The organism is Pseudomonas sp. B424 (assembly GCF_055408345.1).
Map to the genome: position 1 here is coordinate 1 of NZ_JBUZTL010000041.1, position 21,140 is coordinate 21,140.

Consider the following 21,140-nt stretch of genomic DNA (forward strand, 5'->3'; position numbering starts at 1 on the left):
ATGATCGCGCGCTCTTCAACGCTGAGTTCGGAATAGGACATAGGGGCAGCACCGTACCGGAAAGGTCAGGTGTTGCACTCAGTTTTCGCGGCCGCCCTATGTAATATATTCATTTATACTGCAAGCCGGATATGTTTAATCTTTCGGGCATATCCCTGCTTTCCCAATCGGGTAAGTCGAAAAGCTTCCCCGCAGAAGGCTCACGACACTGTCGTCATTGGGCACACAACCCCGCCAGGCGGGCTGCTGATCAGTGCTGTTTCCGGTATACTCCCCGGCTTTGTAAAAATCGCCTACGAGTGCCGCCAGCCATGGAAATCAACCCGATCCTTAACAGCATCAAGGACCTGTCAGAGCGCTCCGAAACCATTCGGGGGTATCTTTGACTACGATCAAAAGCATGAGCGTCTGACTGAAGTCAATCGCGAGCTTGAAGATCCGAGTGTCTGGAACAACCCTTCGTACGCCCAGGAACTGGGGCGCGAGCGCTCCCTGCTGGCGCAAATCGTTGAAACCCTCGATGAAATGCACACCGGTCTGGCCGATGCCAAAGACCTGCTGCTGATGGCCGCCGAGGAAGAAGATCAGGCCGCTGTGGATGACGTTGCTGCTGAAGTAGAACGTCTGCGCGAAGCCCTTGAAAAACTCGAATTCCGCCGCATGTTCAGCGGTGAGATGGACGCCAACAACGCTTACCTGGACATTCAGGCAGGCTCCGGCGGCACCGAAGCGCAGGACTGGGCCAATATCCTGTTGCGGATGTATTTGCGCTGGGCCGACAAGCGCGGCTTCGATGCCACCATCATGGAACTGTCTGCCGGTGAAGTCGCTGGCATCAAGGGTGCAACCATTCACATCAAAGGCGAGTACGCGTTTGGTTGGTTGCGTACCGAGATTGGCGTCCATCGTCTGGTTCGCAAAAGCCCGTACGACTCGGGTAACCGTCGTCACACCTCGTTCTCGGCCGTATTCGTTTCGCCGGAAATCGACGACAACATCGAAATCGACATCAACCCTTCGGACCTGCGGATCGACACCTATCGTTCCTCCGGTGCGGGTGGTCAGCACGTAAACACCACCGACTCGGCCGTGCGTATTACCCACGTACCGAGCAACACCGTGGTGAGCTGCCAGAACGAACGTTCGCAGCATGCGAACAAAGACACCGCGATGAAAATGCTGCGGGCGCGTCTTTACGAGCAGGAAGTCCAGAAGCGCAATGCCGCTTCCCAGGCACTGGAAGACACCAAGTCGGATATCGGCTGGGGTCATCAGATCCGTTCGTATGTACTCGACGCCTCGCGTATCAAGGATTTGCGTACCAATATCGAGCGCAGCGACTGCGACAAGGTACTCGACGGCGATATCGACGAATACCTGGTGGCCAGCCTGAAACAAGGGCTGTAAGTCGGCAACAAACCGTGTGCGAAGCCAGTGCGATGCCCATAGGCGCGCTAAAGCCCGCTTCCCCCTGCCGCAAGGCGGGGGCAACGAACCTGTGATGGAATTTTTAAAGACATGAGCGACCTACAACTCGACCCGCAAGACCTGCAACAGGAAGAAAACACCCTGATCGCCCTGCGCAAGGAAAAACTTGCAGCCGAGCGCGCCAAGGGCAATGCCTTCCCGAATGACTTCCGCCGTGACAGCCTCTGCGCCGACTTGCAGAAGAAGTACGCCGAGGCGACCAAGGAAGAGCTGGCTGAAGCCGCCATCCCGGTCAAGGTTGCTGGTCGCATCATGCTTAACCGTGGCTCGTTCATGGTGATCCAGGACATGACCGGTCGCATCCAGGTCTATGTCAACCGCAAGACCCTGCCGGAAGAAACCCTGGCCGCCGTGAAAACCTGGGACCTGGGCGACATCATCGCCGCCGAAGGCACCCTGGCCCGTTCCGGCAAAGGCGACCTGTACGTTGAAATGACCAGCGTACGTCTGCTGACCAAATCCCTGCGCCCGCTGCCGGACAAGCACCACGGCCTGACCGACACCGAACAGCGTTATCGCCAGCGTTACGTTGACCTGATCGTCAACGAAGATGTGCGCCACACCTTCCGTGTGCGTTCGCAAGTCATCGCCCACATCCGCAGCTTCCTGATGGCCCGCGACTTCCTGGAAGTCGAAACGCCGATGCTGCAAACCATCCCGGGTGGCGCGGCAGCCAAGCCGTTCGAAACGCATCACAATGCCCTCGACATGGACATGTTCCTGCGCATCGCGCCTGAGCTGTTCCTCAAGCGTCTGGTGGTAGGCGGGTTTGAAAAGGTGTTCGAGATCAATCGCAACTTCCGCAACGAAGGCGTTTCGACTCGTCACAACCCGGAATTCACCATGTTGGAGTTCTACCAGGCTTACGCCGACTACGAAGACAACATGGACCTGACCGAAGAGCTGTTCCGTGAACTGGCTCAGCTGGTTCTGGGCACTACCGACGTCCCGTACGGTGACAAGGTGTTCCATTTCGGCGAACCGTTCGTGCGTCTGTCGGTGTTCGACTCGATCCTCAAGTACAACCCCGAGCTGACCGCTGACGACCTGAACGACATCGACAAGGCTCGCGCCATCGCCAAGAAAGCCGGTGCCAAGGTGCTGGGCTTCGAAGGTCTGGGCAAGCTGCAAGTGATGATTTTCGAAGAGCTGGTAGAGCACAAGCTGGAGCAGCCGCACTTCATCACCCAGTACCCGTTCGAAGTGTCGCCGCTGGCCCGTCGTAACGACGAGAACCCGAACGTCACTGACCGCTTTGAGCTGTTTATCGGTGGCCGTGAAATCGCCAACGCCTACTCCGAGCTCAACGACGCTGAAGATCAGGCCGAGCGCTTCATGGCACAGGTTGCTGACAAGGATGCAGGCGACGACGAAGCCATGCACTACGACGCCGACTTCGTTCGTGCCCTCGAATACGGCATGCCGCCGACTGCCGGTGAAGGCATCGGTATCGACCGTCTGGTGATGTTGTTGACCAACTCGCCGTCGATTCGCGACGTGATCCTGTTCCCGCACATGCGGCCACAAGCGTAACGATGCAGAATAAAAAGCCGCCGTTAAGGCGGCTTTTTATTGTCTGGTGCGCAGTCTGTTGAACATTCAGGAGAATGTGTGGGAGCGAGCCTGCTCGCGAAAGGCTAAGGCGCTGCGCGATCACCGGTAAACACGCGCTATCGTCAGCCACCTTCGCGAGCAGGCTCGCTCCCACAGTTTCGGTAACGCCGCTCAATTCAGAAGGAATCTGTCATGCCCCCTCAAGGCGCAGCAAATATCGCGGTCGCGCTCGCGCAAAATGTTGAGTACCAGGGCCGCAAGGCCAGCCGCCATGGCAGCGAGCAGCGTCGTCAGCTGATTCTCGATGCAGCCATGCGGATTGTCGTGCGCGACGGTGTGCGGGGTGTCCGTCATCGGGCGGTGGCAGCCGAGGCAGGGGTACCGCTCTCTGCGACGACCTACTACTTCAAAGACATCGATGACCTGATCAACGACACCTTCGCCCAGTACGTCGAGCGCAGTGCCGCCTACATGGCCAGGCTCTGGCAAGGTACCGAAGACACATTGCGCGCGCTCATGGCAAAAGGTAATGGCAGCCAGCACGCACGTGCCGCGCTGGCCGATGAGATCGCGCAGATGGCGGCCAGTTATTTGCAGCACCAGCTAGAGACCCGGCGCGAACACTTGATGGCCGAGCAGGCTTTTCACCAGGCGGCACTGATCAACCCCAGGCTGGCGTTGCTGGTGCGTTCCCATCAGCAGATTTTCCTCCAGGGCGCCGGTCATATCTTCGAAGTGCTAGGCTCCAGGCAGCCACAGCAGGACGCCGAAGTCTTGACGGCGATAATCGGTCGGATGGAATATCAGGCCCTACTCAATGGCGCGCAGCCAGTGGCTGACGATGACCGGCTCGCTATCCTCACCCGTTACATGCGTTTGGTGTTGGCCGCTCTATAGAAGGATGCAGGCATGAAAGCTTGGCGTGTAATGCTGTTGGCAGTGTCGTTTTTAATGTTGAACGGGTGTCTTGTGACCTTTACCCAGGCACCGCTGGTGGCAGAAGCGGCACCCAAACAATTGCTGGGGCAGTGGACCAGCAAGGATGCCTGGGGGCAGGCGCGCAATCTGAATATCAGCGCCATCGATAAAACTCACTATCAGGCGGTGGTTTTCCCCAAGGGAGAGCCCAAGGCCCGGGAACGTTACCGGTTTATCGTCGCCCGTCATGGCAGCCGCTGGTACGCCTCGGCTGCAGTGCCTGGCCGGCTGGGCGGCAACTACACGCTTAACGGATTCGAATTGACCGACAGCGGGGAACTGGTGATCTACGATCTCGATCTGGAGCAGATCCAGCAAGCGATCAGTCAGTCGGCATTGAGCGGTGAACCGGTCGATACCGCCGAAGGCACGGGCACACTGATCAACAGTCCATCGGCCAAGGTCTTTGCTTACCTGGACGACCCGGCCAACTCTGACGTGTTTGTCGAAGCTGCCCGCTATCAGCGAGTGGCCAAGTAACAACCCCATTCAAGCCCAACCAAGGAGCACCGGGTGGACGATTACCAGCGCACGATTCGCACGTTGTCAGACCGTATCGTACTGGCGCAAACCCCGATCCGCGTACTGGATGCGGTGAAGTGGGACGACAGCATCCGACAGGGCTTTTTAAAGGCCAAAGGCAAGGAAATGCCTGCGGTCAACCGCGACTATTACCTGGGGCGGCCGCTGTCTTTTGACTCGGGCGCGGTGAAGTCCGAGTTCCAGAACATCGAGCGCGATATCACCCGCCAACTGGGGCAGTTCAACCCGGTGGGCCAGATCATGCGCCGCATGTGCAAGGAATACCGCATGGTGGTGCGCATGCTCGAAGCGCGCGGCACCGAAGACTTCGGGCTGATCTCCCAGGAGCTCTATGGCGCTGCTTCGGACGCGTTCCATGCCGGTGACCCGACGCTGGCCGATCTGGGCCTGATGATGTCCGACTATCTGGACAACATCGACGGGCGCGGCGCGCTCAAGGACGAAGCCAAGACCCTGACCGCCCAGGACGCCGTACACATGCTGCAAACCCGCCTGAACAAGGTGTTTGGCGAGGCCGAAGATACCATTCGGGTATTTGAGTCCGACGGCATCGTCGCGGATGCCGCGGCGGGCGCCGACTACATCAAGATCCGTACCGACGCGATGTTCAACGAACGTGACGTGCGGGCGCTGGAAGTTCATGAGGGTCTGGTGCACGTTGGGACCACGCTCAATGGTCTTAACCAGCCGATCTGTACCTTTCTGTCCAAGGGGCCGCCTTCATCCACCGTGACCCAGGAAGGCCTGGCGATTCTGATGGAGATCATCACCTTTGCCTCCTACCCGAGCCGCCTTCGCAAGCTGACCAACCGTACCCGCGCCATCCATATGGTGGAGGAGGGCGCGGACTTCATGCAGGTGTATCAGTTCTTCCGTGAGCAAGGGTTCGAGATGCCAGAAAGCTATGGCAACGCGAGCCGGGTTTTCCGTGGATCGGTGCCAAATGGCCTGCCATTCACAAAAGACTTGTCCTACCTCAAGGGCTTCATCATGGTTTACAACTACATTCAGCTGGCCGTACGCAAAGGCAAGCTGGAACAAGTGCCGCTGCTGTTCTGTGGCAAAACCACGCTGGAAGACATGCGTACCTTGCGTCAGTTGGTGGATGAAGGATTGGTGGTTGCCCCCAAATACCTGCCGGACCAGTTTCGTGACATGAACGCGCTGTCGGCCTGGATGTGCTTCTCCAACTTCCTCAACCACCTGAGCCTGGACCGGATCGAAGCGGACTACTCGAATATTTTATAAACCCTGTGAGAGCGGGCTTGCTCGCGATGCAGACGCTGTGGTGTTTCAGTTGAGCCGCGTCGATGCAATCGCGAGCAAGCCCGCTCCCACACCCAGACCTATTCAGGCGACAGGCGATTGGTTCTGATGAAAACTCTGGCTGCACTCTGCCTGCTGTTATCGCTCAGCGGATGCAGCTCATTGCTGTTCTACCCCGAGCCCGGCCAGCCGATAACCCCGACTGCCGCAGGGTTGAAATACAGTGATGTGCTGATCACCGCGGCCGATGGCACCCGCCTGCATGGCTGGTGGCTACCCGCCAAACAAGGCGTGCCGCTAAAGGGCACGGTGTTGCACCTGCATGGCAACGGCGGCAATCTGGCGTATCACCTGGGCGCAACCGCCTGGTTGCCCGCCCAGGGCTATCAGGTGCTGATGCTCGACTATCGCGGTTATGGCCTGTCCCAGGGCGCGCCGGGTTTGCCGGCCGTGTATCAGGACATCGGCGCGGCCTTTGACTGGTTGCAACACCAACCCCAGACGCAAGGCCAGCCATTGATTGTGCTGGGGCAAAGCCTGGGCGGGGCGATGGGCCTTCATTACCTGAGCGGGCACCCGGCGCAACGGGCACGGGTCAAGGCGATGGTGCTCGATGGCGTACCGGCCAGCTATCGCGAAGTGGGGCAGTTTGCCTTGAGCACGTCCTGGCTGACCTGGCCGTTGCAAGTGCCGTTGTCGTGGCTGGTGCCCGACGCCGACAGTGCCGTGTATGCGATGCCTGGAATGGAGGGGGTGCCGATGCTGATCTTCCACAGCCTGGATGATCCGGTCGTGCCGCTTTCCAATGGCCTGCGACTGTATCAAGCTGCGCCCCTGCCCAAAGTGCTGCAACTGACACGTGGCGGCCACGTGCAGACGTTTGCCGACCCGACCTGGCGCCAGGTAATGCTGCGCTACCTGGATGACCCGCAACACTTTAATGGCGTGCGGCGCCTGGGCGAAATTCCCAATTACCCCGCCTCACCGGATTTGACTACAGCTGCTGAACCAGAGAGCCAACAATGAGTGAAGAACGTAACGCCATCCCCCTGATCATTACCGGTATATGCACCATCCTCGGCACCGTGGGCGCCCTGTGGTACTACGGTTACCTGCACTTCGCCAAGCCTGAAGATGCGCTGCTGCTCAGCGACTTCACCATGCTCAAGACCATCCCGGGCGAAGACTACAAAGTCTCGCTCACGCCAGCCAGTCAGGTGGCGCAGTGCATTGACGGCATCATCGTATTGTTCGACACCGAGCAAAAAGGCCTGACCGGGGTACTGGTCAATAACAAGAAACAGGCCGTGCGTTGCCTGGGCCAGGAAACACCGAAGCTGGAGCAGTAACGTTCTGTTGTGGGAGCGGGCTTGCTCGCGATGGTATCGCCTCGGTTTGCCTGACGAACCGCGCTGTCTGCATCGCGAGCAAGCCCGCTCCCACCGTTGTGGATTTATCTGCGCCCAAAAAAAGCCCCGCCTGATCACTCAGGCGGGGCTTTTTTTACAGGGGGTTACTGCATCGACGAACGCGGCGCGACCGGCTGGTTGTCGTTGGAGATAGTCACTTCAACACGACGGTTCGAGGCGCGGCCCGAATCGGTCGCGTTACTCGCTACCGGGTACTCCTTGCCATAACCCTTAGCCACGATACGGGTAGGGTCTACGCCTTTGCGTACCAGTGCATTACGCACCGATTCGGCGCGGCGCTCAGACAAGGTCTGGTTGAAAGCTGCCGAGCCGACGCTGTCGGTGTAACCCTCGACAATCACCTTGCGGTCCGGGTTCTGCATCAGGTACTCAGCCAGGGTATTGATGTTGCGCATACCGTTGGGCTGCAGGTCGGACTTGCCGAACTGGAACAGCACGTCACCAAAGGTCACCAGTGTGCCGCGCTCAGTCTGCTTGGCGTTCATGCCCTTGAGTTGCTTGATCTGTGCATCGCGCGCTTCAAGCAGTGCCTGGGCACGGGCCGATGCGGAGTTCTTCAGGTTGTTTTCAGCGGTACGCAAGGCAATGGTTTGCTTGGCCAATTCAACACGCTGGTTGGTCAGGTAGGCCAACTGGTCAACCTTGGAATCGTCTTCCTTGTTCAGAAAGGCCTTTTCAGCCTTGTCCAGCCAGTCGCCTGCGTCCTTGGTTTCAAGGGCTGCAACCTTGGTGGCTTCCGGGTTGGTTTGCAGGGCCGAGAAGTTGGTCTTGGCATTTTCCAGATTGACGTTTGGCTGGTGCGAGCACGCCGCCAGGCCAACGCTTAGAGCTAACAGGGCGGGGATCATTACTGTATTGCGCATGATATTTAGTCCTTTCTATCGATTAGGGTGCTGTGTCGCCAGGTGCAGTCAAAAAAGGGCAGCGCTTACTGAGCGCTGCGCATGCCTTCCTGACGCAGTTGCTGAACGGCATTCTGAGCATCCTGAACGGCCTTCTCTGCCTTGGCGGCCTGGGCTTTGCGTTCTGCTACACGAGCATCCCATTCTGCTTGCTCGGACAAACGACGGGCCTCGTCGTATTTTTTGTCATGCATGGCCAACTCGGCCTGCTTGAGCTTGTCCTGAGCCGACTTCATTTCTACCGGTGCATATTCAGTAGCGCCTGCGCTCACGGCGTTATTCACGGCCGATTGAGTCACTGCGTACTGCTCTGACGGAGGGTTGCCAGCACAACCAGCCAAAACGAAGCTGGTGCCGATTGCCAGCGCAGCCAGTTTTAGCCCGCGCAGGCGAGGCGAGGTGGTTTTGACAGTGCGGGTCATCATGGTCTTCAACTCCATTGGGAAACTCCTTAAAAACATCAAGTCCATCACGACGGTGGTGTCACTGGCAGTGTTGCAATACAGGTTCCAGCGGTGATGGTTAATGGCTGTGACCGGAGCGCTTTTTGAATAGTTCAATAAAAGATGGCAAATGGCCTAAAAGATTATTTGACCGATTGGTCAGGCGCGCATTTAAGTTTTGCCCGGGGTTTGACTTGTCAAAAGCAGGCGTTGCACAGCACTCTTGAGGAACGAGCTGTCCCCGGATACTGCTGGAGAAACTGCTGATGACCGATATTGATGCACGCTTGCGCGATGATGTTCACCTGCTGGGCGAACTGTTGGGTAATACGATTCGTGACCAATACGGCGAAGCATTTCTCGCCAAGATCGAGCGTATCCGCCAGGGGGCCAAGGCCGACCGGCGCGGCACCACGGGCGAGGAATTGAGCGCGATTCTGGATGCCCTGAGCGACGATGAAGTGCTGCCGGTGGCGCGGGCGTTCAACCAGTTTTTGAACCTGGCAAACATTGCCGAGCAGTACCAGCTGATCCACCGGCGTGAAGAAGGGCAGGCCGAGCCATTTGAGGCGCTGGTCTTGCCGCAGTTGCTCGAACGGCTGCTTGCCGAAGGGCATAAACCCGAGTCGCTGGCGCGCCAGGTCGGCCGTCTGGATATCGAGCTGGTGCTCACCGCGCACCCTACCGAAGTGACCCGCCGTACCCTGATTCAGAAGTACGATGCCATCGCCGAGCAACTGGCTGCCCAGGACCACCGTGACCTGACCCTTGCGGAAAAATCCGAGATCGAACAGCGCTTGCAGCGGCTGATCGCCGAAGCCTGGCACACTGAAGAAATCCGTCGCACCCGTCCCACCCCTGTGGATGAGGCCAAGTGGGGTTTTGCGGTCATCGAACATTCGTTGTGGCACGCCGTGCCGCATATGTTGCGCAAGGCTGACAAGGCTCTGCATGCGGCCACCGGGCTGCATTTGCCCCTGGAGGCGGCCCCGATCCGCTTTGCTTCCTGGATGGGCGGCGACCGTGACGGCAACCCCAATGTCACCGCCAGCGTGACCCGTGAAGTGTTGTTGCTGGCGCGCTGGATGGCGGCGGATTTGTACCTGCGTGATATCGACAAACTGGCGGCTGACCTGTCGATGCAGCAGGCCACTGCGCAACTGCTGGCTGCAGCCGGGGAGAGTGCCGAGCCGTATCGTGCCGTGCTCAAGCAATTGCGTGAGCGCCTGCGGGCCACCCGCAACTGGGCCCATAGTGCCTTGAGCAGCGCGCACGCTGCCCCGGCAGAGGTGTTGCAGGACAATCGCGATCTGCTGGCGCCGTTGCAGCTTTGCTATCAATCGCTGCATGCCTGCGGCATGGGCGTGATCGCGGATGGGCCATTGCTCGATTTCCTGCGCCGGGCCGTGACGTTCGGCCTGTTTCTGGTGCGCCTCGATGTGCGTCAGGACGCGGCTCGACACGCTTCGGCCATGACCGAAATCACCGATTATCTGGGGCTGGGCCGCTATGAAGACTGGGACGAAGATGCCCGTCTGATTTTCCTGATGCGCGAGCTGAGCAACCGTCGTCCGCTATTGCCCGGTTACTTCAAGCCCGGTGCCGACACTGCCGAAGTGTTGGCAACCTGCCGTGAGGTGGCCGCTGCACCGGGGGCGTCACTGGGTTCATATGTGATCTCGATGGCCGGCGCTGCCTCTGATGTGCTGGCGGTGCAACTGCTGCTCAAAGAGTCGGGGCTTGAACGCCCGATGCGTGTGGTTCCGTTGTTTGAAACCCTGGCCGACCTGGACAATGCGGGGCCGGTGATCGAGCGGCTGCTGCTGTTGCCGGGCTATCGCGCCCATCTGCAAGGGCCGCAGGAAGTGATGATCGGGTATTCCGACTCGGCCAAGGACGCCGGCACCACGGCGGCCGCCTGGGCGCAGTACCGGGCACAGGAATCGCTGGTCAACATCTGTCGGGAACAAGACGTTGAACTGCTGTTGTTCCATGGTCGCGGTGGCACCGTAGGTCGCGGCGGCGGCCCGGCCCACGCGGCGATTCTGTCGCAGCCGCCGGGCTCGGTGGCGGGACGTTTCCGCACCACGGAGCAGGGCGAAATGATTCGCTTCAAGTTCGGCCTGCCGGACATCGCCGAGCAAAATCTCAACCTGTATCTGGCGGCCGTGCTGGAAGCCACCTTGCTCCCGCCGCCCCTGCCGGAGCCGGGTTGGCGGGTGTTGATGGACGAACTGGCGGCAGACGGGGTCAAGGCCTACCGCGGTGTGGTGCGTGACAATCCGCAGTTCGTCGAGTACTTCCGTCAGTCGACGCCGGAGCAGGAGCTGGGTCGTTTGCCATTGGGCAGTCGTCCGGCCAAACGCCGGGCGGGGGGGATTGAAAGCCTGCGGGCCATCCCGTGGATTTTCGGCTGGACCCAGACCCGTCTGATGCTGCCTGCCTGGCTGGGCTGGGAAACCGCCTTGAGCCAGGCGCTGGTCCGTGGTGAAGGCGAGCAACTGGCGCAAATGCGCGAGCAGTGGCCGTTCTTCCGCACCCGCATCGACATGCTGGAAATGGTTCTGGCCAAGGCTGATGCCGATATCGCCCGGCTCTACGACGAACGTCTGGTGGCCCCGGAACTGCTGCCATTGGGTGTGCATTTACGCGACTTATTGTCGCAGGCATGCACCGTGGTGCTGGGGCTGACCGGCCAGGCACAGTTGATGGCTCATAGCCCGGAGACGCTTGAGTTCATCCGTTTGCGCAATACCTACCTTGACCCTCTTCATCTACTGCAGGCCGAACTGCTGGCGCGTTCGCGGCGCCAGCAAGCGGCCCAGGACAGCCCTCTGGAACAAGCGTTGCTGGTAACTGTGGCCGGGATCGCGGCGGGATTGCGCAACACCGGCTAAAGCAAAAGAGAGGCAAATGTCGCGCCAGAGCGGGCGCAGGCACGGCAGACCGGATGCCGATCCCTGCGCGGGCGCGACACTTTATTGTGGGGTTGCGACCTGTGACACCCGGCCGCACGGGTCGGATTGCCTGTAATTTTTCCTACTTTGGGCGGCTTGTGTGGGCCGGGCCTGCTGTGTATCTTGATCAGCCCTTGGCCGTTTTGATGGCCATAACCCGATTTTGAGATTGGCCCAAAGAGGCGAGTCTGTTGTCATTTAAATAAAAAATTTGAGGAGCACATCGATGCGCGTAATTCTGCTGGGAGCTCCCGGGGCCGGTAAAGGTACTCAGGCAAAGTTCATCACTGAAAAATTTGGCATCCCGCAAATCTCCACCGGCGACATGTTGCGTGCAGCTGTTAAAGCCGGGACCGAGCTGGGCCTGATCGCCAAAGGCGTAATGGACAGCGGTGGTCTGGTATCTGACGATCTGATCATCAATCTGGTGAAAGAGCGTATCGCTCAGCCGGATTGCGTAAACGGTTTCCTGTTCGACGGTTTCCCGCGCACCATTCCGCAAGCTGAAGCACTGGTCAAAGCCGGTGTCGAGCTGGACCACGTGCTGGAAATCGCCGTTGAAGACGAAGAGATTGTTCAGCGCATTGCTGGCCGTCGTGTACACGAAGCCTCGGGCCGCGTTTACCACACTGTCTACAACCCGCCTAAAGTTGAAGGCAAGGACGATGTGACCGGCGATGAGCTGGTTCAGCGTAAAGACGACACCGAAGAAACCGTTCGTCACCGCCTTTCGGTTTACCATTCGCAGACCAAGCCGTTGGTGGACTTCTACCAAAAGCTGGCCGCTGCCCAGGGCAAGCCGAAGTACAGCCACGTCGAAGGCGTTGGCTCGGTAGAATCGATCACTGCCAAGGTGCTTGAAGCCCTGAGCTGATAAGTCGATTTTGCTCTGTAACAACAGCCCGCTTGCGGGCTGTTGTTGTTTATACTGCTGAACTTTTTTCAATTTGATTCTGACGGGAACACCGATGAGCACCTTGCTGGCCCTGGATACCGCGACTGAAGCTTGCTCTGTTGCCTTGCTGCACGATGGCAAGGTTACGAGCCACTACGAGGTGATCCCGCGCCTGCATGCGCAAAAGCTGTTGCCGATGATTAAAGAACTGCTGGATCAGGCCGGAGTCGAGCTGTCGGTGGTGGAAGCCATTGCCTTCGGACGCGGGCCGGGCGCCTTTACCGGTGTGCGCATCGCCATTGGTGTGGTGCAGGGCCTGGCCTTCGCCCTGGAGCGCCCGGTGTTGCCGATCTCCAACCTGGCGGTCCTGGCCCAGCGCGCCTATCGCGAGCACGGCGCCACCCAGGTGGTGTCCGCCATTGATGCGCGCATGGACGAAGTGTATTGGGGCTGCTACCGCGAGCAGGCAGGCGAAATGCGTCTGCAAGGCGCTGAAGCCGTATTGGCGCCCGAGGTTGCCGCCTTGCCCGATGGCGCCGCCGGTGACTGGTTTGGCGCAGGCACCGGCTGGGGTTACGCCGAGCGGTTGAGCGTCAAACCGTACGCGATGGATGCGGGCATGTTGCCTCACGCCGAAGACCTGCTGACACTGGCCCGATTTGCCTGGGCCCGTGGCGAGGCCATCCGCGCCGATGACGCACAGCCGGTGTACCTGCGCGACAAGGTGGCGACGCCTAAAGCAGAACGTTGATGGTTCTCGTGTGGGAGCGGGCTTGCTCGCGATGCCAAAAACACGGTTTGTCTGAATCACCACGTTGATGCCATCGCGAGCAAGCCCGCTCCCACAGGGGGTATGTCCCTACAGTGGATTTGCTTAGTCCGGCCAGCGCCGCTAAATTGTAACTATCGCTACCGAGCTTGCTGCCATGCGCATTGACGGCTTTTCTTCCCAGTCCTACCCGATCAAGCGCAAGCCGCGTAAAGGCCAGCCGCTGCTTGATGAATCGGTTGAGGACAGTGAAGGCCCGCTCGACAGCGCCCCGCAAGCTACCCGTACGTCATCCTCCGGCGAACGCATCAGCCAGTTGCCGACCCGCCAGCAAGACATGATCTTCCAGCGCGCCATGAGCAAAAGCACGGCCAGGGCCCTCGCCAGTTACCTGAGCACGGCAGGCTTTATCGATTGGGAAATAGAAGTACAGACCCTGGACCTGTACATTTGAATTCATGACTGACCTCCCGTATTACCTAGGTTGCCCGTCCTGGAGTGAAAACGCCTGGCGCGAAGGCCTGTACCCGCAAAACGCCCGCCCGGCTGACTTTCTGAGCCTTTACGCGCAAGTGTTCAATGCCGTCGAAGGCAACACCACTTTCTACGCCCGCCCGGCACCGGCCACGGTAGAACGCTGGGCGCAAAGCATGCCCGGGCACTTCAGGTTTACCGCCAAGTTCCCGCGGGATATCAGCCACGGCGGTGATTTGCGAGAGCAGGGGCACGCTGCACAAGACTTCTTGCAACTGTTGCGGCCCTTGGGAGCGCGCGTAGCGCCCCTTTGGCTGCAACTGCCGGCAAGCTTCGGCCCACAGCGCCTGGCAGAGCTGGTGAGCTTTGTGGACGCTCTGGAGCGCCCGCTGGCGGTTGAAGTGCGTCATCCGGAGTTCTTTGCCAAGGGCGATGCCGAACGGTTGCTCAACCGCTTGTTGATGGATCGCGGAGTCGAACGCATTTGTCTTGATCCGCGGGCCTTGTTCAGCTGCATCTCGACGGATCCAGCGGTGCTGCACGCACAAGCGAAAAAGCCCAAAGTACCGCCGCGCCCGGCCGCCTTTACCCAATTCCCGCAGGTGCGCTTTATCGGTCGCCCGGAACTGGAAGCCAACGACCCCTATTTACGACCCTGGGTTGAAAAAGTGGCGGGCTGGATCGAAGAGGGACGTGCGCCTTATGTGTTTTTGCACACGCCGGACAATCACCGGGCACCGGAACTGGCGCGGCGCTTTCACCAGCAATTGAGTGAACGGTTACCGGGTTTGCCGGCATTGCCCGAGTTGCATCAACCCTCGACGGTCGAACAGCTGGGGCTGCTTTAAGCCGCCAGGCGCAAGTTGTTGACCACCAGCGGACGGGCCCAGCCCAGGTCGAAGTCCATCGCCCGTTGTTGCTCGATCAGGGTCATTGCGTCGAACGGCTCGGCGGGCGGTGGCAGCAGGTCCAGTTCGAATTCGGCAATGGGCAGATGCAAGGGCCGTGGCTCAGGCCCGGGGCCCGGTTCGGGCAGCGGGTGGCCCTGAGTCATGATGATCGGGCGTACCCAGGTGGCGTTGAAATCCTGTTGGTGCTGTTGGGCGATCAATTCTTGCGCGGGGTAGGGCGCGGCTGGCGGCGGCAGCAAGTCGAGTTCGAACTCGGCTATGGGTAAAAACAGGGCCTGGGGCGGACGCAGTTCAGTGTCCTGAACCTCGCAATGGCGCTGGGTCACGATATTGCCCAGCACAGCAGTGCCGCCACGGGGTTCGGCATTTTCATCTCTGGCCACCGGCGGTGCATCAATCGCCGCCAATTCGTCAGTACCGGACTGTTCTGCCAACGCCTGGGCGTAGAAGTCCTTCCACAGGTGATTGACGCTGCCCGTGATCTGCGAATTGTGCCGGCCAAAGTCGCCAATTGGCGCAATAAAGCCGATGGATGGGGAATGAATGTCTGACATAGCTCTCGGTCGACGCCCAGCTCTGGCAAAATGCCGGATATTTCATTTATCGGCAGCTTTTGCCGATCATTAAATTTTTGAGCGTGTTTTTAGATGATTGAGCAAGCAGCGGGCTGTCGTATCAAAGTCGAGGCGTTGGGCGAGGCTTATCAGGCCTTGGCCGAGCAATGGGCTGAGCGCCTGGGTTTGCCTATGGACGAACCGGACGCCGAGTTCGCCTTGCAGTTGAGCGCCCAGGGTTTGCAGCTGCAACAGTTGGGCCCCGACGCCCCGGGCCCGGTGCGGGTCGACTTCGTAGAAGGCGGCGCGGCCCACCGGCGTTTGTTCGGCGGTGGCACCGGGCAGATGATTGCCAAGGCGGTGGGGATTCAGCAGGGCGTACGCCCGCGGGTGCTGGATGCCACGGCGGGCTTGGGCAAGGACGCGTTCGTGCTGGCGAGCCTTGGCTGTGAAATGAGCCTGATCGAGCGTCAGCCGCTGATTGGTGCGTTACTTGAAGATGGTCTGGCCCGTGGCCTGGACGATTTTGAAGTGGCGCCGATCGTGTCGCGCATGCACTTGCTTAAAGGCAACTCGATTGAAGTGATGCGCAATTGGGAAGGCGAGCCGCCGCAGGTGATCTACCTCGATCCGATGTTCCCGCACCGCGAGAAAACAGCCCTGGTGAAGAAAGAAATGCGTCTGTTCCGGCCATTGGTGGGCGATGACAATGATGCACCGGCCTTGCTCGAAGCGGCATTGGCGCTGGCGAGTCACCGCGTGGTGGTCAAGCGCCCGCGCAAGGCACCGTGCATCGCCGGGCCCAAGCCGAGCCATGCGCTGGATGGCAAGTCGAGCCGTTACGATATTTACCCGAAGAAAGCGCTGAAGCCCTGAACACCACACTCTTTTGCGGGAGCGGGCTTGCTCGCGATGGCATCGGCGCGGTTGTTCAGATACACCGCGTCGACTGCATCGCGAACAAGCCCGCTCCCACAGGTGACGGGTGGTTGCTTCACGTCGGTCGATAAGCCCGCATAAACACCCCCACCACTTCCTGCACATGTGCTTCGGCGCCTTCTGCGTCCAGCGGCTCGCCGCAGCCATACAGCAGGCGAAAGTTGGGCGCGCCCTTGAGCATGCAAAAAAAGTGTTCTGCCGCGTAGTGCGGCTCATCAATCTGCAGTGCACCACTGAGATGGATTTTGCGCAGCAGCTGCTCCATCTCCAGCACCAGCCGCTCTGGCCCCGCCTCAAAGAAGATCTGCGACAACTTCGGGTCCTGGCTGCCCAGGGTCATCATCAGCCGATGCAGGTTCAACGACTCCTCGCTGTTAATCAGTGCGTGAAACCCTCGGGCAATTTTTAACAGCACCTTCTCAATCGGCCCGTCGCCGGGTAACTCAAAAAACAGAACCGGCAGCTGTTCTGTGCATTTGGCCATGATCGCTGAGGAAAACAGGGTCTCCTTGTCAGTGAAGTGGCTGTAGACCGTCAGTTTTGATACGCCCGCCAAACCTGCAACCGCGTCCATGCTGGTGTTGGCATAGCCCTTGGTCAAAAACAGGGTTTTGGCGGCGTCGAGGATGGACTGGCGTTTTGCCATGTCTTTCGGACGGCCGAGGGCATTGGGGGGTAAATGATGGTCAGACATATCCGTTTATTACTGGACTGGTGAGTTTAGTATTAATAACATGCCGCCCAGTATAAATATTCCAAGCCCCATTAGCGAAAGGTCATCACCATGTTGCGCCATGCCTTGCCCCGCGCTGTGCCTCTGTGTCTGGTCGTTTTATTGTCTGCGTGTGGGCAGCAAGAGCCCGCGAAAATCAGTATCACCCCGGCGATGGTGGTTCAGCCGCAGCCCTCGGCGCTCGCGAACCAGAGTTATCCCGGTGAAGTGCGGGCGCGCTTTGACCCGCAGCTGGCGTTTCGTATCGGTGGCAAAGTCAGCAAGCGCCTGGTGGACGAGGGGGAGCGGGTCAAGGCCAATCAGCCGCTGGCCGAGCTGGACCCGCAAGACGTGCGGCTGCAACTGGACGCCACCCGGGCACAAGTGGCCGCAGCCCAGGCCAATCTGAATCTGGTACGTGCCGAGCGTGATCGCTACAAGACCCTGCTGGATCGCCAGATGGTCAGCCGTTCGCAGTTCGATAATGCCGAAAACCTCTACCGTTCGGGTGAAGCCAGGCTCCAGCAGATCAAGGCCGAACAGGATGTAGCCAGCAATCAGGCGAGTTACGCCGTGCTGCGTGCCCCGCAAGATGGCGTGATCGCCCAGCGTCAGGTTGAAGTCGGGCAAGTGGTCAGCGCCGGGCAAACGGTGTTCACCCTGGCGGCCGATGGTGAGCGTGAAGTGCTGATCAGCTTGCCTGAGCAAGACTTCGGCCGGTTCAAGATCGGTTTGCCGGTGTCGGTTGAGTTGTGGTCGCAACCCGGCCAGCGCTTTAGCGGGCGTATCCGTGAACTGTCGCCGTCAGCCGACCCCAAGTCGCGCACCTTCGCTGCCCGCATCGCTTTCACCGCAGGCAAGGTGCCTGCGGAGCTGGGGCAAAGTGCCCGGGTTTTTATCCAGAGCGAAGGCCACAGCCAGTTGTCGGTGCCGTTGTCAGCCTTGACTGCCGAAAACGGTGCACCCTACGTATGGCGCGTGGGCCAGGGCAACAAGATCGAACAAGTGCCGGTACGTGTCGGGCCGTTTGGGGAGAAAACCGTGCCGGTACTCGAAGGTCTCAACGCCGATGACTGGATCGTTGCCGCCGGGGTGCATGTATTGCATCCGGGGCAGGAGGTGCGGCCGATTGATCGCTCCAACCGGACCATCAATGTTTCGGCGAAGGACTAATTCCCATGGGTTTCAATCTTTCCGCCTGGGCGTTGCGCAATCGCCAGATCGTACTGTTCCTGATGCTGTTGCTGGCAATTGTCGGAGGCCTTTCCTATACCAAATTAGGACAGAGCGAAGACCCGCCGTTTACCTTCAAAGCCATGGTGATCCGGACCCTGTGGCCGGGTGCCACGGCCGAGGAAGTCTCGCGCCAGGTCACTGAGCGCATCGAGAAAAAGCTGATGGAGACCGGCGAGTACGAGCGCATTGTCTCGTTCTCGCGTCCGGGCGAGTCGCAAGTAACCTTTATGGCCCGCGATTCGATGCATTCGGACCAGATCCCGCAGCTGTGGTATCAGGTACGCAAAAAGCTCGGTGACATCCATCACTCTTTGCCGCCGGATGTTCAGGGGCCGTTTTTCAACGATGAATTCGGCACCACCTTCGGCAATATCTACAGCCTGAGTGGCGAAGGTTACGACTACGCAGTGCTCAAGGACTACGCCGACCGCATCCAGATCCAGCTGCAACGGGTCAAGGATGTAGGCAAGGTCGAGTTGCTGGGGCTGCAGGACGAAAAAATCTGGATCGAGCTTTCCAACCTCAAGCTCGCGACCCTGGGCTTGCCACTGGCGGCAGTGCAAAAGGCCCTTGAAGAGCAAAACGCGGTGTCGACGGCGGGGTTCTTCGAAACACCGACCGAGCGCGTGCAATTGCGCGTCAGCGGTAACTTCAAGACGGTCGAAGAGATAGAGCGTTTCCCGATTCGTGTGGGCGAGCGCACCTTGCGCATCAGTGATGTGGCCGATGTGCGTCGCGGCTTCAATGACCCGGCGGCGCCGCGCATGCGCTTTATGGGCCAGGATGCGATCGGTCTGGCTGTGGCGATGAAGGACGGCGGCGACATTCTGGTGCTGGGCAAGGCGCTGGATACCGAGTTTGAACGGATCCAGCGAAACCTTCCGGTCGGGATGCAATTGGGCAAGGTCTCGGATCAGCCGGCGGCTGTGAAAACCAGCGTCGGTGAATTCGTCAAAGTGCTGGTTGAAGCCCTGGTCATCGTATTGCTGGTGAGCTTTTTCTCGCTGGGGCTGCGCACGGGCATGGTGGTGGCGCTGACCATCCCGCTGGTGCTGGCGATGACCTTTGCCGCCATGCATTACTTCGGGATCGGCCTGCACAAGATCTCGCTGGGGGCGCTGGTGCTGGCGCTGGGCTTGCTGGTGGATGACGCCATCATTGCCGTTGAAATGATGGCGATCAAAATGGAGCAGGGTTACGACCGGCTCAAGGCGGCGAGCTTTGCCTGGACCAGCACCGCGTTCCCGATGCTCACCGGTACGCTGATCACGGCAGCGGGTTTTTTGCCGATTGCCATGGCGCAGTCGAGCACGGGTGAGTACACCCGTTCGATTTTCCAGGTGGTGACCATTGCTCTGCTGGCATCGTGGGTGGCAGCGGTGGTGTTTGTACCGTATCTGGGGGCCTTGCTGTTACCGGATCTGGCGAAGATTCATGCGGCTAAACACGGTACCGCCGCCGGGGCACATGACCCCTACGCCACACCGTTTTACCGGCGGGTGCGCCGTTTGGTGGAGTGGTGCGTGCAGCGTCGCAAAACCGTGATTGCGCTCACCGTGCTGTTGTTTCTGGGCTCTATGGTGTTGTTCAAATTTGTTCCGCAGCAGTTCTTCCCGGCGTCGAGCCGTCTGGAACTGATGGTCGATCTGAAGCTGGCCGAAGGCGCTTCGTTGAGCAACACCACCGAGCAGGTCAAACAGCTTGAAAGCCTGCTCAAGGATCACCCGGGCATCGAAAACTATGTGGCTTACGCAGGCACCGGTTCGCCACGCTATTACTTGCCGCTGGATCAGCAGTTGCCGGCGGCCAGCTTTGCCCAGTTCGTGGTGCTGGCCAAGACCATCGAGGATCGGGAAAGCCTGCGCACCTGGTTGATCGAAACCCTTAACGAGCAATTCCCGACGGTACGTTCGCGCGTCACGCGGCTGGAGAACGGCCCGCCTGTGGGGTATCCGGTGCAGTTCCGGGTGACGGGCGAGCATATCGAAGAGGTGCGGGCGCTGGCGCGCAAGGTAGCGGCCAGGGTTCGGGACAACCCCCATGTGGTGAACGTGCATCTGGACTGGGAAGAACCGAGCAAGGTGGTGTACCTCAATATCGATCAGGACCGGGCCCGGGCCTTGGGCGTGAGCACGGCGAACCTGTCGCGCTTCTTGCAAAGCACGTTGCTGGGTTCCACGGTCAGTCAGTACCGTGAAGACAACGAGTTGATCGAAATCCTGCTGCGCGGCACGCCTCAGGAGCGTACCGAACTGTCGCTGCTGCCGAGCCTGGCGGTGCCGACAGACAATGGCCAGAGTGTTGCCCTGTCGCAAATTGCGACCCTGGAATATGGCTTTGAAGAGGGCATTATCTGGCACCGCAACCGCTTGCCGAACGTGACCGTGCGTGCGGATATTTATGGCAAGGAGCAACCGGCAACGTTGGTGCAGCAGATACTGCCGACCCTTGAAGGCGTACGTGCCGAATTGCCGGACGGTTATTTGCTGGAGGTGGGCGGCACCGTCGAAGACTCCACCCGTGGCCAGGACTCGGTGAAAGCCGGTGTGCCGCTGTTTATCGTGGTGGTACTGACCTTGCTGATGGTGCAGTTGCGCAGCTTCTCGCGCATGGTGATGGTGTTTCTGACCGCACCGCTGGGCCTGATTGGCGTGACGCTGTTCCTGCTGCTGTTCGGCAAGCCCTTCGGCTTTGTGGCGATGCTGGGCACCATTGCGCTGTCGGGGATGATCATGCGCAACTCGGTGATCCTGGTGGACCAGATCGAGCAGGACAAGGCGGCGGGGCTGGACCCGTGGCAGGCGATTATTGAAGCGACGGTACGGCGTTTCCGCCCGATTGTGCTGACCGCGCTGGCGGCGGTGCTGGCGATGATTCCGTTGTCACGCAGCGTGTTCTTCGGGCCGATGGCAGTCGCCATCATGGGCGGGCTGATCGTGGCGACAGTGCTGACGCTGCTGTTCCTGCCGGCGCTGTATGCCGCGTGGTTCAAGGTGAAGAAGGTTTGAAACCCTGGCTCCCGCAGTCATCAGATTCTGTGGGAGCCGGTTTGCCGGCGATGCGGTCAGCAGGGTGCCACTGACCGCACG

At 59.7% G+C, this 21,140-nt stretch carries 19 protein-coding genes; 15 read left to right on the plus strand and 4 right to left on the minus strand.

Annotated features, from left to right (window positions below):
- The first annotated feature begins 311 nt into the window (after positions 1-311).
- From prfB to ACZRMS_RS25170, 7 genes are all read left to right on the plus strand, one after another.
- Positions 312-1,407, plus strand: a protein-coding gene (gene prfB, locus ACZRMS_RS25140; protein ID WP_463997515.1) for a peptide chain release factor 2 whose coding sequence is annotated in 2 segments (ribosomal slippage) — positions 312-383 and positions 385-1,407 — 1,095 coding nt in all. Because the reading frame shifts where the segments join, the coding sequence is not laid out codon by codon here.
- Positions 1,408-1,518: 111 nt separating this feature from the next.
- Positions 1,519-3,021 (plus strand): lysine--tRNA ligase, encoded by a 1,503-nt coding sequence (gene lysS, locus ACZRMS_RS25145; protein ID WP_463997516.1) that lies wholly within the window; start codon positions 1,519-1,521, stop codon positions 3,019-3,021.
- A 213-nt stretch (positions 3,022-3,234) separates the two neighbouring features.
- Positions 3,235-3,939, plus strand: a complete 705-nt coding sequence (locus tag ACZRMS_RS25150) for a TetR/AcrR family transcriptional regulator (RefSeq protein ID WP_463997517.1) — start codon at positions 3,235-3,237, stop codon at positions 3,937-3,939.
- Positions 3,940-3,951: 12 nt separating this feature from the next.
- Positions 3,952-4,500 carry a hypothetical protein gene (locus ACZRMS_RS25155; RefSeq protein WP_463997518.1) on the plus strand — a complete coding sequence of 183 codons (549 nt, stop codon included), beginning with the start codon at positions 3,952-3,954 and terminating at the stop codon, positions 4,498-4,500.
- Positions 4,501-4,533: 33 nt separating this feature from the next.
- The gene (locus ACZRMS_RS25160) at positions 4,534-5,811 is read left to right on the plus strand and encodes a flavohemoglobin expression-modulating QEGLA motif protein (protein WP_463997519.1); all 1,278 of its coding nucleotides are present in this window, start codon (positions 4,534-4,536) and stop codon (positions 5,809-5,811) included.
- A gap of 126 nt (positions 5,812-5,937) precedes the next feature.
- Positions 5,938-6,855 carry an alpha/beta hydrolase gene (locus tag ACZRMS_RS25165; protein WP_463997520.1) on the plus strand — a complete coding sequence of 306 codons (918 nt, stop codon included), beginning with the start codon at positions 5,938-5,940 and terminating at the stop codon, positions 6,853-6,855.
- Positions 6,852-7,178, plus strand: coding sequence for a hypothetical protein (locus tag ACZRMS_RS25170; protein ID WP_048359936.1), 327 nt, complete (start codon positions 6,852-6,854; stop codon positions 7,176-7,178). Before ACZRMS_RS25165 ends, ACZRMS_RS25170 begins: the two co-directional genes overlap by 4 nt.
- A 164-nt stretch (positions 7,179-7,342) precedes the next feature.
- Here ACZRMS_RS25170 and lptF read toward each other — a convergent pair whose 3' ends face one another.
- On the minus strand, positions 7,343-8,122 hold the full coding sequence (lptF, locus tag ACZRMS_RS25175) for a lipotoxin F family OmpA-related lipoprotein LptF (RefSeq protein WP_463997521.1): 780 nt from the start codon (positions 8,120-8,122) through the stop codon (positions 7,343-7,345).
- 65 nt (positions 8,123-8,187) lie between these two features.
- Positions 8,188-8,601 carry a DUF4398 domain-containing protein gene (locus ACZRMS_RS25180; RefSeq protein WP_463997522.1) on the minus strand — a complete coding sequence of 138 codons (414 nt, stop codon included), beginning with the start codon at positions 8,599-8,601 and terminating at the stop codon, positions 8,188-8,190.
- Positions 8,602-8,870: 269 nt separating this feature from the next.
- On the opposite strand from ACZRMS_RS25180, the gene ppc reads away from it, so the two are divergent.
- The 5 genes from ppc to ACZRMS_RS25205 all read left to right on the plus strand — a co-directional run bounded on the left by ppc (position 8,871) and on the right by ACZRMS_RS25205 (position 14,547).
- A complete protein-coding gene (ppc, locus tag ACZRMS_RS25185; protein WP_463997523.1) occupies positions 8,871-11,501 on the plus strand; it encodes a phosphoenolpyruvate carboxylase in 2,631 nt (876 codons plus the stop codon).
- Between the two features lie 286 nt (positions 11,502-11,787).
- Positions 11,788-12,435: an adenylate kinase gene (adk, locus tag ACZRMS_RS25190; protein WP_048359932.1), complete on the plus strand. Its 648-nt coding sequence runs from the start codon at positions 11,788-11,790 to the stop codon at positions 12,433-12,435.
- A 94-nt stretch (positions 12,436-12,529) separates the two neighbouring features.
- Complete coding sequence (gene tsaB / locus ACZRMS_RS25195; RefSeq protein ID WP_463997524.1) at positions 12,530-13,207, plus strand: tRNA (adenosine(37)-N6)-threonylcarbamoyltransferase complex dimerization subunit type 1 TsaB; 678 nt, start codon at positions 12,530-12,532, stop codon at positions 13,205-13,207.
- 175 nt (positions 13,208-13,382) lie between these two features.
- Positions 13,383-13,679, plus strand: a complete 297-nt coding sequence (locus ACZRMS_RS25200) for a hypothetical protein (RefSeq protein ID WP_463997525.1) — start codon at positions 13,383-13,385, stop codon at positions 13,677-13,679.
- Positions 13,680-13,683: 4 nt separating this feature from the next.
- Complete coding sequence (locus tag ACZRMS_RS25205) at positions 13,684-14,547, plus strand: DUF72 domain-containing protein (protein WP_463997526.1); 864 nt, start codon at positions 13,684-13,686, stop codon at positions 14,545-14,547.
- On the opposite strand, the gene ACZRMS_RS25210 is transcribed toward ACZRMS_RS25205, so the two are convergent.
- Positions 14,544-15,164 carry an energy transducer TonB gene (locus ACZRMS_RS25210; protein WP_463997527.1) on the minus strand — a complete coding sequence of 207 codons (621 nt, stop codon included), beginning with the start codon at positions 15,162-15,164 and terminating at the stop codon, positions 14,544-14,546. The two genes, ACZRMS_RS25205 and ACZRMS_RS25210, sit on opposite strands and share 4 nt — an antisense overlap.
- Positions 15,165-15,257: 93 nt before the next feature.
- On the opposite strand from ACZRMS_RS25210, the gene ACZRMS_RS25215 reads away from it, so the two are divergent.
- Positions 15,258-16,040, plus strand: coding sequence for a class I SAM-dependent methyltransferase (locus ACZRMS_RS25215; RefSeq protein WP_463997528.1), 783 nt, complete (start codon positions 15,258-15,260; stop codon positions 16,038-16,040).
- A 118-nt stretch (positions 16,041-16,158) separates the two neighbouring features.
- On the opposite strand, the gene ACZRMS_RS25220 is transcribed toward ACZRMS_RS25215, so the two are convergent.
- Entirely contained in the window at positions 16,159-16,797 is a 639-nt protein-coding gene (locus ACZRMS_RS25220; protein ID WP_463997529.1) for a TetR/AcrR family transcriptional regulator, read from the minus strand.
- Between the two features lie 90 nt (positions 16,798-16,887).
- On the opposite strand from ACZRMS_RS25220, the gene ACZRMS_RS25225 reads away from it, so the two are divergent.
- A complete protein-coding gene (locus tag ACZRMS_RS25225) occupies positions 16,888-17,988 on the plus strand; it encodes an efflux RND transporter periplasmic adaptor subunit (protein WP_463997530.1) in 1,101 nt (366 codons plus the stop codon).
- 5 nt (positions 17,989-17,993) lie between these two features.
- Complete coding sequence (locus tag ACZRMS_RS25230; RefSeq protein WP_463997531.1) at positions 17,994-21,059, plus strand: efflux RND transporter permease subunit; 3,066 nt, start codon at positions 17,994-17,996, stop codon at positions 21,057-21,059.
- Positions 21,060-21,140 lie beyond the last annotated feature (81 nt).

What these genes read in the sequence shown, in the direction of transcription:
- lysS (WP_463997516.1), top strand. Translation starts at nt 1,519, where the DNA reads ATGAGCGACCTACAACTCGACCCGCAAGACCTGCAACAGGAAGAAAAC.
- ACZRMS_RS25150 (WP_463997517.1), top strand. Translation starts at nt 3,235, where the DNA reads ATGCCCCCTCAAGGCGCAGCAAATATCGCGGTCGCGCTCGCGCAAAAT.
- ACZRMS_RS25155 (WP_463997518.1), top strand. Translation starts at nt 3,952, where the DNA reads ATGAAAGCTTGGCGTGTAATGCTGTTGGCAGTGTCGTTTTTAATGTTG.
- ACZRMS_RS25165 (WP_463997520.1), top strand. Translation starts at nt 5,938, where the DNA reads ATGAAAACTCTGGCTGCACTCTGCCTGCTGTTATCGCTCAGCGGATGC.
- ACZRMS_RS25170 (WP_048359936.1), top strand. Translation starts at nt 6,852, where the DNA reads ATGAGTGAAGAACGTAACGCCATCCCCCTGATCATTACCGGTATATGC.
- lptF (WP_463997521.1), bottom strand. Translation starts at nt 8,122, where the DNA reads ATGCGCAATACAGTAATGATCCCCGCCCTGTTAGCTCTAAGCGTTGGC.
- ACZRMS_RS25180 (WP_463997522.1), bottom strand. Translation starts at nt 8,601, where the DNA reads ATGGAGTTGAAGACCATGATGACCCGCACTGTCAAAACCACCTCGCCT.
- ppc (WP_463997523.1), top strand. Translation starts at nt 8,871, where the DNA reads ATGACCGATATTGATGCACGCTTGCGCGATGATGTTCACCTGCTGGGC.
- adk (WP_048359932.1), top strand. Translation starts at nt 11,788, where the DNA reads ATGCGCGTAATTCTGCTGGGAGCTCCCGGGGCCGGTAAAGGTACTCAG.
- tsaB (WP_463997524.1), top strand. Translation starts at nt 12,530, where the DNA reads ATGAGCACCTTGCTGGCCCTGGATACCGCGACTGAAGCTTGCTCTGTT.
- ACZRMS_RS25200 (WP_463997525.1), top strand. Translation starts at nt 13,383, where the DNA reads ATGCGCATTGACGGCTTTTCTTCCCAGTCCTACCCGATCAAGCGCAAG.
- ACZRMS_RS25205 (WP_463997526.1), top strand. Translation starts at nt 13,684, where the DNA reads ATGACTGACCTCCCGTATTACCTAGGTTGCCCGTCCTGGAGTGAAAAC.
- ACZRMS_RS25210 (WP_463997527.1), bottom strand. Translation starts at nt 15,164, where the DNA reads ATGTCAGACATTCATTCCCCATCCATCGGCTTTATTGCGCCAATTGGC.
- ACZRMS_RS25215 (WP_463997528.1), top strand. Translation starts at nt 15,258, where the DNA reads ATGATTGAGCAAGCAGCGGGCTGTCGTATCAAAGTCGAGGCGTTGGGC.
- ACZRMS_RS25220 (WP_463997529.1), bottom strand. Translation starts at nt 16,797, where the DNA reads ATGTCTGACCATCATTTACCCCCCAATGCCCTCGGCCGTCCGAAAGAC.
- ACZRMS_RS25225 (WP_463997530.1), top strand. Translation starts at nt 16,888, where the DNA reads ATGTTGCGCCATGCCTTGCCCCGCGCTGTGCCTCTGTGTCTGGTCGTT.
- ACZRMS_RS25230 (WP_463997531.1), top strand. Translation starts at nt 17,994, where the DNA reads ATGGGTTTCAATCTTTCCGCCTGGGCGTTGCGCAATCGCCAGATCGTA.